The following is a 14,265-nucleotide window of genomic DNA, read 5'->3' on the forward strand; positions in this document are numbered from 1 at the left end:
TTACTTTATGTTCCCAATCTGGCGCTTAGCTTTTGTTCGCTCGGTTCGTGTCAATAAAACCTTTCTTAGTCTTAAGCTTTGAGGCGTTACTTCAAGCATTTCATCGTCGGCAATAAAAACAAGTGCATATTCAAGGGTAAGCGGGAGCGTTTGTTTTAAAGGAATCTGGGTAACTTCACCAACACGCATTCTTGAGGAGACCTCTCGTTCCTTGGCAATGTTAATATCAAGATCTGTATCGAATTTATTAATTCCTACTATCATTCCTTCGTAAACAGGTTCGCCTGGTTTTATAAATAAGTCGCCACGATCTTGGGCTAGTCCTAGTGCATAATCAGTCGAGATACCTTTCTCGTATGCAATTAGTACACCACCTCGTTTAATTTCATCAATTTTCTCTAAAGGCTCATAGCCGGATACAAAACTATTTAAAACCGAAGTTCCTTTGGTTTGAGTCAAAAGCGTGTTTCTAAGTCCCAGCAGATTTCTTGTTTTTATTTGGTAAATAAAATGAACAATTCCTTTTGAGGTTTCCATGCTTTGTAAAATTGCTTTCCTGTGGCCAAGCTCGTTTGTTATGATACCAATCCATTCTTCCGGAACGTCGATATAAAGCTTTTCTACCGGCTCTTTAATAAGTCCGTCTTCTTCTTGCAGAATTACTTCAGGTCTTCTCACCTGAAATTCGTAGCCTTCTCGTCGTAATGTTTCAATAAGGATTGACAACTGAAGTTCTCCTCGACCAGAAATATAATAACTGCTGCCTTGGGCTTTTTCAATTTTTAATGAAATATTGGTTTCCTTTTCGCGCTCAATACGTTGTTCAATTTGCTTTGCCGTAACGTAGTCTCCATCTTTTCCGGTAAATGGTGAAGTATTAGGTTCAATTTTAATTTTTACTGAAGGTGGAGAAATCTTTATCAATGATAATGGTTCAGGAGTTTGAAAATCACAAAGTGTGGCTCCTATTTCTGTTGATTCGATTCCTGTTATTGCAACAATATCACCTGTTTCTGCGATGTCTGTTGACTCGTAGTTAAGTCCTTTTCTTACAAAAATTTTTGTAACTTTTCCCGATGATAGGTTGGAATCTTCCGGTTTACATAATATAAGCGTTTGTCCAATTTTTGCTTTTCCTCTGTTTACTCGACCAATAAGATATCTACCTACATGACTGTCATAATCAAGTGCGGCAACCTGCATTTGGAAGCTGCCATTTATGTCCCCTTGGGGTTTGGGAATATATTCAATAATTTTGTCGAGTAGGGGTTGGATTGTACCTTGAGTTACATCTGGAACGGTTAAGTCACCTTCGGGTAGATTTTCAAAGACTTTACCTTCTCTGCCGATTGCATAGAATACAGGAAAGCTTAGTTGGGTATCACTCGTAGCAAGATTTAAAAATAGGTCCTCAACTTTTTTTCTGGTACTAATGACATCTGCGAACTTTTTGTCAATTTTATTTATTACAACAATTACAGGTAGATTTAGCTCAAATGCCTTGCGCAAAACAAATTCCGTCTGAGGCATTACACCTTCCTGAGCGTCAACAACAAGAATACATCCATCAGCCATATTTAATGTTCGTTCAACTTCACCGCCAAAATCCGAGTGACCGGGAGTATCGATAATATTTATTTTGTAGCCCTTATAATCGATTGCAATATTTTTTGCAAGAATAGTTATACCTTTTTCACGTTCAAGCTCATTAGAATCAAGAATCTGGGTTTGTTTCATCTCTTGCTGATTATCTCTAAACAACTGGCTTTGTTTTATAAATGCATCAACCAGTGTGGTTTTTCCATGATCTACGTGTGCAATGATTGCTATGTTTCGAATATCTGCCTGTTGCATAGAATAATACGTAAAATATCTGTCTGCCTTTATTACTTACCCGAATGGGGATATTAATAAGTAGGAACCGACTATTATACCACCGAATGATGATTTTTTGTATCTATGTTCCGTTTATTCACCAAATACTGCATCGTGAGTGCGTTTCATCAAGCTTTGATCAAGAAGGGATGCAATTTTTATTCTAGGAATACCGCTTTGTAAAGTCCCGTAAACTTCACCCGGTCCCCTCCGCTTAAGGTCATATTCGGCGACTTTAAGTCCATCGATTGTTTTTGCAAAATATTCAAGTCTTTCCTTTACATCAGTTGAATCACTCTCGGAAAACAAAAAGCAATGAGACTTCTGATTTCGTCGTCCTATTCTTCCTCTTAATTGATGCAGTTGTGCAAGTCCAAACCTTTCCGCACTTTCAATAATCATAATACTTGCGTGCGGTATATCAATTCCAACTTCGACTACCGGTGTTGCTACCAATATGTCGTATCTAAGCTTGGCAAAATCGCTAAGAATTTTTTGTTTTTCCTGTTCCTTTTGTCTTCCATGTAGGAGTGCAATATCAAATTCAGGAAAGATTTTATTTTTAAGCCGATCAAACTCAAGCATGGCAGCCTTTGACTGGAGATGAGGGGATTCTTCAATTAACGGACAGATAACAAACAATTGTTCATAGTCTTCAGTTTCCTTTCCATTAAGGATTTTTTCTCTTATCCATTCGTATACTTTTTCCGTATTATTTGTGAAATGAGTTTTGACTGGAATTCTGCCTTTTGGCATTTCATCGATATAAGAGATGTCAAGACTTCCATACAAAGAAAGTGCTAGTGTTCTTGGAATTGGTGTTGCCGTCATAATCAAATAGTGGGGATTATTACCTGTTTTATCAACAAAAGCTAGCTTTCCTCGTTGACGTACGCCAAACCTGTGTTGCTCATCAATTACAACTACACCAATTTTTTTAGGTAGATCCTTATGATGCAGTAGCGCCTGGGTTCCAATTAAAATTTGTGGTTTGTTCTCAATTTTTATTTTTCGGGTTTGTGCCGTTATCAATTTTATAGAGTTTGTATATTTTGGTGGGAGATAGCTTTTTATTGTTTCATAGTGCTGGGCGGCAAGAATTGTCGTTGGTGCCATGATTATTCCGGTTAGCTTGTTGTCAATGGCTGATACAAGTGCTGTTAATGCAACGATTGTTTTCCCGCAACCTACGTCACCTGCAAGTAATCGGTGCATTGGCGCTTTACCGCTTGTATCGACAATAATCTCTTCAATTGATCGCTTTTGGGCTTTTGTAAGTTCATGCGGAAAAGTCTTGATTAGTAGTGGGAGGCCTTTCTTGGGAGTAATAGGGATAGCCTTTCTCTTCTTTTGAATTGTTTTTATTTTCTTAAGTTTTAGTTGAATCTCATATAATTCCTCGAAACCTATACGTTCTCTTGCTTTTTCAATGTCAGTTTCGGATTCCGGAAAATGAATCTTGAAGATTGCTTCCGAGCGGGGAATTAATGATTCCTTTGTTAATAGTTCTGTAGAAAGTGTTTCAGTTACAAGCTCTTTAACGAGTGGTTTGATTTTTGTGAAAATAGTTCTAAATTTTCTTGAGCTTAACCCCTTTGTTTCCGGATATACTGGAGTTATTCGACCAAGGTGTACAGTTGACTCAAGTGAGTTTTCTTTTATTTCCTCATGAATTGGGTTGGATAGATAAAATTCGTTGGTCTTAACCGTTAGTTTTCCCGAAAAAAGATAGTCGTTTCCGGGTTTTATTGCAGAAAGAATATAGGGCTGGTTAAACCATCTTATAGAGATAAAGTTTTCACCATCTGTTCCGGTAGCAGTTACAATTGACATTCCTTTGGTTCTTGTGAAAACCCTTTTAACATTTGTAATTTTTAGTAAAACCGTACCTTCTTTCTCTACTAGTAGTTGGTGGACCCTTAATATTTGTGAAGTGTCAACATATCTTGTAGGAAAATGATTTAACAGATCTTCGACTCGCTCAATGCCTAATTTACTAAGTAATATTGCAACTTTGGGACCAACTCTGGGAAGATATTGAACATTGTCATTGGCAGTAACTTTTTTTTCCGACATTTGGCTTTAGTAAAATATCGTAAGCAAGACTGGACCTATTATTGATAAAAGTGTAGCAACAAGAATAATTATCCAGACAGCTTTTTGAACATTTTTTACTTTCATTTTACTGCCTCTTTAGTTTATGTCGAGTTTGCCTGTAAATGGCAATTCAACAAGGTATATGATACCATTAAATAACGAAAATATAAAGGTTGTTACTTTCTTTAGGTAACCCTCGTATTGTATATACCAACAATCCCAAAATTTAGGTATAATGAAACTTGAATAATTAACAAAAACAAAATGGTAACTTTTAGCGTCTCAACAACAAAAAAACAACCAAAACGTAAAACTCCGCCCAAGCGTCGCTCGGTAATGAACATCGGGTATTCAAAGTATAGACGCAGAATAAAAGGTGTTCACCTTTCAAAAGATGCTCAAACCTGGATTAAACGTGTTGGTACAGCCGCTGTAGTTATCTTTGGAGTCATTGGAATAATAGGTGCAATTGTACTCATGATTTTCCTGCGTAATGTAAAAAAAGACCTTCCGAATCCGGGTGAAATTTGGAATCGGAATATTGCAGAAGCCACCAGAATATACGATCGTAATATGAATCTATTGTATACAACCTTTGGTGATCAGAATAGAGAATACGTTTCTCTCGACCAAATTCCCAATGTAACACGTGCGGCAGTATTATCTGCAGAAGATAAAGATTTTTATGAGCACAGTGGTGTCGATTGGACTGGTCTTGTTGCCGCATTTTACGACAACTTCCGTTCTGGAAAGATTGTCCGTGGTTCAAGTACAATAAGTCAGCAGCTAGTTAGGAACACAATTTTATTGGATTATCTTGGGGAGAAAGCATATGAACAATCATATCTCCGAAAAATAAAAGAGATATTAATAACCCTTGAACTCGAGAATCAACTTACAAAGGATGAGATATTAGAGCTTTACATGAACGAAATTCCGCTTGGTGGAACCGTATACGGGTTTCAGGCAGCAGCTCAGTCATATTTTGGAAAGGACGTATCTCAACTTACACTTGCAGAAAGTGCACTTTTGGCCGGAATAATTAAGGCTCCAAGTTATTATTCTCCGTTATTTGGATTTGCACCGGAGGAAGCGATTGCGCAGAAAGATATGGTTCTTGACTTAATGGAGAAAAATCTCACAAAACTTAACGAAAGATACGGTATTACCCAAGAAGATATTGACGAAGCTCGACTTCAGCAAATTACATATAATCCCAAACCGATTGATATTAAGTCTCCACATTTTGTACTTTGGGTGAGGCAGCTTTTGGTAGAAATGTATGGGGCCGAAGTTGTTGAGCAGGGTGGTCTTACTGTTATAACCAGTCTTGATTATGACATGCAGCAAATTGCACAAGAGGAGATTCGTGTTGCAATTGACGGTACCGGTACTGAAGTAGGATTTCGTGAACAGTACAATGTAAATAACGGAGCAATGGTTGTTCTTGATCCGCAAACAGGGGAAATACTTGTAATGGTGGGTTCATATGATTATTGGACAATTGATGACCCGCGTGTCGATGGAAATGTTAATGTTACATTAAGTCCGCGCCAAATGGGCTCTGCCGTTAAACCAATTACATACCTTACTGCGTTTGAACAAGGTTATTCGCCTTCAACACTTGCTCCCGATATATCTTGGAGTTTTGGAGCAGCATATCAACCTAAAAACTGGGATGGAAGGTACGATGGAATTATTCCTATGCGTGATGCATTACTGCGGTCAAGAAACCTTCCGGCATTATACACTTCCGAACTTGTGGGGGTACACAATTTTGTTGCAACTGCCGAGCGACTCGGGATTTCAACTCTAAATGATGTTAGTAACTACGGAGTTTCGATAACACTAGGTACTGCGGAAATGAAGCTTCTTGAGCTCACAAATGCATATGCCGCATTTGCTTCCGGTGGAATCCAGCATGAACCGGTGCCAATTTTAAAGGTTCTGGATAAAAAAGATAACGTTATCTATGAAGCCGATTTAGGTGACAGTTACAGAGTTATAAATGAACAGGAGGCATATTTACTAAACTGGGTTTTATGTAACGAAAGTAATACAACAAGACCAATGAAAGAACTTTATACAATTGGTGGACAAAGGCTTTGCGGAAAAACAGGTACAACCGATGGACCTCGAGATCTCACCTCATTTTTGTATTACCCCAAGCTTGTTGTAGGAGTATGGGCCGGAAATAACAACAACGAAGTAACCTGTGGATATCGTTATGCCGATGGGACATGTAGAGGTCAGCAGGGTTGGAGTACAACAGTTCCATTGCCAATTGCTCATAGCTACTTGCAGCGTGTGATTGGTAGATTTGATAAAGCCTGGATAACCAGACCGGGAAATATCGTAGAGAAAAGAGTTTGTATGGACACAGGCTTACCGGCTGGCGAAAATACTGCATGTCCTACCGAAACATTTGTGTTTAATGCAGACAGTTTGCCTGACAACGACGATTCGCATAAGACATATCCGATTTGTAGGGTAAACGGCCTAATTGCAACAAATGAATCAGAGGCAAGACAAATGGGATTAATCGACGATATTATGTATGTTGATTACAAGCTTGTAAATACTAACCACGATAACGAGTGGCATAAATGGTTAACCGATCATAGAGATACAATTGCAGGGATGTTAGGAAAGAATATTGCCGATGTCCGTTATGCCTTTGAGCTTCCGGCTGAAGCAACCTGTCCACTTGGACTTGGCGGGAACAATGAACCGGTGGTTGCATTCTCTTCGCCGGTAGAGGGTCAGGAGGTTATTGCCGAGACAAATCTAAGAATTGCTTTTACTACGATTTCACTTGATCCAATTGTTAGTGCACAAATATTTTTTGACTCAACACTTGTTGGAACTGGCGATATTAACAGTAATTCAGCAGATATAACTTACCTTGTTCCTTCCGGGACAACAACCGGTAACCATATCGTACGAGTTGTTGTACGTGATAGTGCCGATAGGGTGACTGAAGCAACAAGAACTGTATCTGTAAGACAACCAAGAAATATATTTCTGTCGGTATCTGTAGTTAACGGATTTTCCAGTTCTGTCAAGGAGTTGCAAGCAAACCTAAGTGGAGCCGATATTGGGGATGTAAATTCGGTTACGTTTTATGTATACAATAGTTCCAACACTTTGGTTAAAACATTGTCTGGCGAAATATCTTCGGTTAGTCTATGGACAACCAACATGACAATTAGCGATATGACATCCGGTGCATGGTACACGATTTATGCTGTTGCAAAGGCTGGTGTTGAAACATTTGAAAGTGCCGCATACAATTATCAAATACCTTAATATTTGATATAATCTACCGCGTTGATCCAAGACAAATGCCACTTGGGGAGCAAGGGAACGTTGGCTTTTCCTTAAGGTAAGTCGGGTAGGTCTTTTGTACCTAACAAGTCTTTTGGGGGTGACTTCAAAAGAAAACGGAGGTGGTACCACCTTTAAAAAGGTCCTCCGGTGTTTAAATTGTTAGGTTTTTGTTATGTTAACATCCGATCAAATCAGACAAAAATGGATATCTTACTGGACTTCTGCTCCACGTAAGCACAAGGAAATTCCGGCAGTTTCACTTGTACCCGAAAACAATCCCACACTATTGTTTGTGAATTCCGGAATGTTTCCGTTAACGGAGTATTTGGCAGGTAAAAAACATCCGCTTGGAACAAGACTTTGTAATATTCAACGGTCATTGCGTACGTCCTATGATGATTGGATGGAAATTGGTGATAATAGGCATACTCTTATGTTTGAAATGGTTGGAAATTGGTCACTTAACGACTATTTTAAGAAGGAGCAAATTCCGTGGATTATGGACTTTTTAGTAGATGAATTAGGGATTGACCCCAGTAGGTTATATGTTTCCGTTTGGGGTGGTGACGACTTGGTTCCAAGAGACGACGAGGCTGTTACCTTGTGGAAAAATGTATTTAAAAAGCATTGTATTACTGCAGAATTTTGTGAAAACAAATCAAACTTACCTAAAGATCTTGTTGCCGGAAAAACACATACTGCTCGTATTTTTCCATATGATCGTAAAAAAAACTGGTGGCAGCGAGGGGAAGCTTCCGGTGAACTAGGTGGATCTACTTCCGAAATTTTTTATGACATGGGCAAGATAGAACGGGAGCAAGACGAATACCATATTAATGATGACTCCGGCAGGTTTGTGGAGATTGGGAACAGTGTTTTTATGGAATATAGGCTTGATGATGCCATGAATTGGACCCCATTGGGTAAGCAAAATGTTGACTTTGGAGGCGGACTTGAGCGAATTTGCATGGTTGTACAAGGAAAGAAAGATATTTTTGAAACCGACATATTCAGGCCGATTATTGAAAAGTTGGAAGAGGTTAGTGGCAAAAAATACAAGGACAACGAAGAGGAAAACGCTAATACACGATATTTCAGAATTCTTGCTGATCATGGAAGGGCTTCTGTTTTCTTGATTGCCGACGGAGTTTTACCTTCAAACAAGGACCAGGGTTATATTCTTAGGCGGTTTATTAGAAGACTTGTGGTTGTTGGGAAAAAATTAGGAATCGATAAAGAGTTTGCAGGCAAAGTTGCCGAAGCGGTCATTGACAGAATGAAAACTCCTTATCCTTTTTTAGAGTCACAGCGTGGTCATATTTTAGACGTAATTCGTGAGGAAGAGGGTAAGTTTAGAAGGACGATTGATAAGGCTGTAAAACAGTTGACAAGTTGGGCAAAAGAGATAAAAGGTGTGGATAATATAACTGGTGAGAAATTGTTTTATTTTAAGGAGACGTATGGTTTGCCGGTTGAACTTATAATAGAGGAAGTTGGTAACCACATGAAATTTCGTGGGGTTATCTTTATGGATTCCGATGTTAAGAAGCTACTTTCGGAATTTAAAGCTGCAGAATTGGCTCATCGTGAAAAGTCACGCATTGGTGCTTCTCAAAAGTTTAAAGGTGGGCTTGCAGACGCATCCGAAATAACCACGATGTATCATACAACTACCCATATTCTTTTAAAGGCATTGCAAGTAGTCCTGGGTGATCATGTGCACCAAAAGGGTAGTAACATTACGGCAGAGCGGTTGCGGTTTGATTTTAGTCACCCTGAAGCATTAACCGATGATCAGGTTACAAGGGTAGAGGAACTTGTAAATAAAGCAATTTCGGGCAATCTAAAAATGACTAAGGAAGAGATGTCTTTAACCGATGCTCGTGAAGTAGGTGCCGAAGGTGTGTTTGATGATAGGTACGGTGAAAAGGTGTCAGTTTACACACTTCTAGACGAAACAACGGGGGAAGTTTTTTCCAAAGAAATTTGCGGCGGTCCTCATGTAGAAAATACTAACGAAATTGCAAAGCAAGGTAAGTTCAGGATTTTAAAGCAGGAAAATATTGGCGCTGGTAGTAGGAGAATTAAAGCGGTAGTTAATTAACAGTTTCCTCATGGTATACGACATGAATTTTTCCATTCACTACCATTACGTAGTAAATCTTAAGGTTAGTTCTATCTGGTAATTCAGGTAGACTTTCAGCACTGAACGTCGCTATATAGCTGCTGCCGTCATATTGGAACTTGGGTATAAAATACTTATCGTTAATTAGTACTCCAAGGAATTTACAGCTTGAATCTGTTACTGAACAGGTTGCAGGGACCGATAGTTTATAATGTCCATCTTCTGTATATCTCAAGAATAGATTAGGCATATCTTTATAGTCATCAGTGACTGCGATAGGTTTATCATAATCCCCAAATTGTCCAGACCCTGGAGTCCAACCTTCATTGAATGTATCAGGTATTGGAACAGGAGTTTGGGTCGGGATAGGTGTATTTGTTGGGATAGGTGTCTTTGTTGGGGTAGGTGTAGGCGTAGGAACAGGTTGGGGTGGTATTATGTTTATTTCCTGGGGTCTTACTTTTCCTGGTGCGATTCCATTTTGAGTTTGGGCATTCCAAGTAGCAAGTGGTATTCCCCACGGGGTGATCAGAATGTAATATGCGTCTACACCTTCGCCAAGCTTAAGAATGTATGTTCGGTAGGAGTGTATGCATAATGGATCGATAGAATCTCTGGGTCGACTTGCCGTTGTGCCCTCAGGCAATATAACCAGTTTACGATCAATCGGAAATTTTCCGTTGTTTTTTTCTGCTGGTACTTCAATTGTATGTGATGCATCATAATCAAATACGATCTGTCTATCATTGTCTACAGCTACGGAGCTAGGCATATAAAAAGTTATTTGAACATTGCAAGGAACAGTGATATCTATATTTTCCGGGATATCTACGGATTCTTCGGAAAAAATATTAACGACCTGTGTTCTCCACCCCCAGTCGGATGTACAATCAGGGACCTTTGTTCTATTAAGAAGAACGTTGAAAGCATTTACTAGATCAGGATTGATTGTCCATTGGTCCTGTGCTACTTTGCAATTTCCAGAAGGGGGTATAAATTCCACTAAACCATTATGTAAGGGTCTTTGTATTGCGCAAACACAATTGTGTTGTGTAAAAACAATTCTAGAGTTGTCTTGGTCGTATAAGCGTAATCGTTTATTTACTTCCCAAAGGTTTAGTTCAGAGTAGTCAATAAAGTGTGTCCCGATATAAAATAAGTAATGCATCAACTCATGCAGGTATTGATAGAAAATAGGTTTTGGAAAGTAGTCCATTGAGAATTCTGGATACATAGAGATTTCTGCCCAAGGTTTCCAATCCTTTGTAATAGGGAATGTTCCGTAAGTATGATTAAATTTTGAAAAGTATGTACAGATCCTTATTTTGTCAGGGTTATCTGTTTGATGCATAAATTCTTCAGTACAGATAACTATATCGGTTAACTGAATAGGCTGGATTGATCTTATTGGTACTCCGGATCTTTCAAGAATATTCATCATTTCCTGTTGTTGGAAAAGCAAAAAATTGATAAGTGTGTTTTGAGGATTTTCTGAATCTTGAAATTGACTTGTATATTCTCCTAATACCGAATAAGGATCGCTTTGCCAGGTATCCCAAGCTTCTTTGGAGACATATAGCATATAATTTCTGAATGAATTGTCAGAATCTCTGTTTTTGAGTGGATCAGATAAAATGGAATTCAGTTCTTCTTCGCTTGAAACCGGATGGTCAAGACAATGAATTTTAAGCTCCTGAGAAGCTTCAGCTAAGGACTCGGAAGTAATGGATATCTGTTCTGAAGGTACTGGAGTAGCAATAGGTGTACTTGTTGGAGATGTCGGAGGTGTGGTAGGTGTAGTCGGTTGCTCATCTGGTGGAATAATTTGCGGTGTTATTTTACAAGCACTCAGCAAAGGTAATACCAATAAGCTCCCAATTCCTTTTAGTGCGTTTCTTCTTCCTTCATCCATGGTTACATTTACATATTTTGTTAGCACCGAACGTATATTATAACGTATTTGTGTCATAGAAAACAGCTTAAAGCCGTGGTAGAATAAATACATGAGCACAAAAGGTCAATTGGTACAAACCTTCACAGAAGATGACTTACAGTTAAGTGCATTTTTTGTGGAAGGGGATAAAACTAAACCTGCAATTATTCATGTTCACGGGTTTGAGGGCGATTTCTTTTCAAATAAATTTGTACATGCGATTGGTGACACGGTTTCCTCAGATGGCAATGCTTATCTAACATGCCAAACTCGAGGCATGGGTATGGCTACAGAGTTTCATACAGCAACTCCCGAAGTTGGTCGAAATATTGGTGGTGATTACGAGCGCTTAGAAGAGGCTCACTACGATATTAGTGCATGGATTAAGTTTCTTTTAGAGCTTGGCTACAAATCAGTTATTTTACAAGGGCATTCTTTAGGAACTATAAAGATTGTAAGATATATGTCAGAAGGAAAATATGCAGATAGAGTAAAAGCACTGATTTTGCTTTGTCCTTTTGATAAAACTGCTGGGTCAGATATCTATACTAAAGGTAAGTTGAAAGAATATGTAGAAACGACAAGGAAAAAGGTTAGAGAAGGTAAGGGCAGAGACATTATTCCTTCGGAGTACGACCCATCTGATTCTTCTTATCAAACGTTTCTTTCCTGGTATGATGATACAAATCTTGGCAGAATGTTTGACTTTTATAATAAAGAGTACGAGTTTCCTGTGCTAAAGGCATTGAACCTCCCTGTACATGTAATTGTTGGGTCTAAAGATGAGTACTTTGCACCAGGGCAAGAAGGCAAGTTTTCAGAAGTTCTTAAATTTATGCTTTCAAAACTTAAAAATGGAACTGGCAAACTAATTGAAGGTGCAACGCACGGTTTTGGCGGGTACGAGGATATGGCTGCTAAAAGTGTTATAGAATTTGTGGGTTCAGTTGACAACTAATTGTCGCTATAGTACGAAGTGAGGTCAGGTCTACGAGGTTAGCTAGACTATTCGACAAGAATATCTTTATCCAAATCCCAAACTTCATGTATTTTTACCAGTACCGCAACAACTGGAGCCGGAGGAGAACTTCTTTTTATCATATTATATTTTCTGATTCGATGAGTGTGAGAAACGTCGCGGCACAGTTCAGTGATAGGCGACATTTTCTGTTCTCGCCTTAGGTTTAAAACCAGAGTATAAAATCAATTCCTTCTAAACATAATGATCTATCGCTGGTCGTAGAATTCTGTTCTCTTTTGTGATAACTCAGAGGTTACAGAACTTGAACCTTCCCGAAGCCTTATACTATAGTACAATGGGTGGTGTATAATTGTTGTTTCTGTATTATTACATTTATTTATTCAATGGTAGACAGTTTAAATCGAGCTACAGCTGAAACAGGAAATGGCACTACACCCTACCTGCCGGAGGAAGAAGACAGACCTACCCAAGGAGACGGTCGCTTATCGAGAAGACAGTTTGGTATGTGGCTACTTAGAGCCCTGGTCGGTGTGACGGTTTCTGCTTGTAGCCGTACTTCCCAAGTGTTTGTTGAGCAGCAGCCTGTCCAGAAAAGTGCTGGCACAACAGCAACACCGATCTCTGAGGTATCCCCAACTTCAATGAGCACAGTAGATGTAGCAAAGGCGCCGGCACCTCGTGCGCATATTGATGAGGAAACCGGACGCGTTATTTTGCATGAAGAAGTTTTTCAAGCTATAGAAGCCATGTCTGAGTCTGAGCTTATTGGCGCAATTCGTAATATCAATGAAGTATATGAAACCGATCCGCGTTTTGCTGGTTTGGGTGTTTTGGATGGGCAGAATAAATCAAGGACTGAAACCGATCCAATGCATTACAAAGAACTTGGCATACCGGTAGGATTACTGGCATTACAGGCATGTTTTGGTACCAGGCTTGCAGAGGTTCATTACAAGGATATTGTCGGCGTAAGAGCTAGAAGCTTTGTAAGAGATATAGATCTTTTTGCATCAAATTATGATCTGGCGATCACGGCAAACAGGATTGTGAGATACTCCCCTCTTGTTTATGATATGTTGGATCATAAGAATATGACACTTGGAGGAATTACGTATTTTGAAGAAGATTCGAGTGGAAGCATGAATTTCAGGCCGAGAGTATTGATTTCTCTTCAAAATATCAGTCACCTGATTGATCCTTTTCTTCGTGCTGCCCAGGTAGGTCTTGATGAAGCCGTTGAGTCATTCAAGCAGATGCCGAATTTTCTTGAAGATATGAAAGTCGTGGGAGCTGACATTTTTAGAGGCAAATATGCCGGGAAATTCATTAAAGGATTTCAAGGTTTCCGGCCAGTTCTTTGCGACACGACTGATTGCAAATATTTCACTAACGTAATTTACAGAAATGTTGATGAGTATTTTACGTCCTGGCTGACAAGGTTTGAAATTGCTGGAGATAATGAAATTGAAGAGCTAGCGTACCAGTGCGAATGCCAGTATGATTTCGGGTCAATGGTTGTTGATTATTTAATGGATAAGGTTGGAATCACTAGAGAAGAAGTGATGGGTATATTATTTACTGGTGGAGGATCTATGGGCATGCAGGACCTTATATTCGAGAGACTTGGGATAAATCCTGGATTGTTGGATTTAAATGATTCCCGGAGGTGGGTGCTATGGGATATTATCGATGAGTCGGCAAACTCAGTCTGGGCAGCTCAAGCAGAAAAACTCCCGGATCTCGGCTCTGGTGTTGCCTTAACTGCGGATATGTTTCTTCGGGCCATGAAAGAAGCGGTTCAAGAGCAATATGATATTTTAACTCAGAGAATCGATGAACATTTGGCGGAGCTTAGTAGAATAAGTTAGTGGAAAATTAATAGATGGGGCACATCATAGCTTTGTCGGGTATGAAGACCAAGTC

Annotated in this window: 7 protein-coding genes; 4 read left to right on the forward strand and 3 right to left on the reverse strand. The window is 39.2% G+C overall.

The window, feature by feature from the left end:
• A complete protein-coding gene (locus JW962_01080; protein ID MBN1373914.1) occupies window positions 1-1,854 on the reverse strand; it encodes a GTP-binding protein in 1,854 nt (617 codons plus the stop codon).
• Between the two features lie 114 nt (window positions 1,855-1,968).
• The gene (locus tag JW962_01085) at window positions 1,969-3,951 is read right to left on the reverse strand and encodes an ATP-dependent DNA helicase RecG (protein ID MBN1373915.1); all 1,983 of its coding nucleotides are present in this window, start codon (window positions 3,949-3,951) and stop codon (window positions 1,969-1,971) included.
• Between the two features lie 285 nt (window positions 3,952-4,236).
• Between JW962_01085 and JW962_01090 the strand changes: the two genes are divergently transcribed.
• Together JW962_01090 and JW962_01095 are read left to right on the forward strand one after the other, a co-directional pair.
• Window positions 4,237-7,281: a transglycosylase domain-containing protein gene (locus tag JW962_01090; protein MBN1373916.1), complete on the forward strand. Its 3,045-nt coding sequence runs from the start codon at window positions 4,237-4,239 to the stop codon at window positions 7,279-7,281.
• A 193-nt stretch (window positions 7,282-7,474) separates the two neighbouring features.
• The gene (locus tag JW962_01095; protein ID MBN1373917.1) at window positions 7,475-9,406 is read left to right on the forward strand and encodes an alanine--tRNA ligase; all 1,932 of its coding nucleotides are present in this window, start codon (window positions 7,475-7,477) and stop codon (window positions 9,404-9,406) included.
• Here the strand turns inward: JW962_01095 and JW962_01100 are convergent.
• Window positions 9,399-11,396, reverse strand: coding sequence for a hypothetical protein (locus JW962_01100; protein ID MBN1373918.1), 1,998 nt, complete (start codon window positions 11,394-11,396; stop codon window positions 9,399-9,401). The genes JW962_01095 and JW962_01100 overlap by 8 nt on opposite strands.
• 34 nt (window positions 11,397-11,430) lie before the next feature.
• On the opposite strand from JW962_01100, the gene JW962_01105 reads away from it, so the two are divergent.
• Both JW962_01105 and JW962_01110 read left to right on the forward strand, forming a co-directional pair.
• Window positions 11,431-12,318, forward strand: a complete 888-nt coding sequence (locus JW962_01105; protein ID MBN1373919.1) for a DUF1749 domain-containing protein — start codon at window positions 11,431-11,433, stop codon at window positions 12,316-12,318.
• A gap of 527 nt (window positions 12,319-12,845) precedes the next feature.
• Window positions 12,846-14,210, forward strand: coding sequence for a hypothetical protein (locus tag JW962_01110; protein ID MBN1373920.1), 1,365 nt, complete (start codon window positions 12,846-12,848; stop codon window positions 14,208-14,210).
• The last annotated feature ends 55 nt before the right edge of the window (window positions 14,211-14,265 follow it).

It is taken from the genome of Candidatus Dojkabacteria bacterium (genome assembly GCA_016927995.1).
Classification (GTDB): Bacteria; Patescibacteriota; Dojkabacteria; order JAFGLO01; family JAFGLO01; genus JAFGLO01.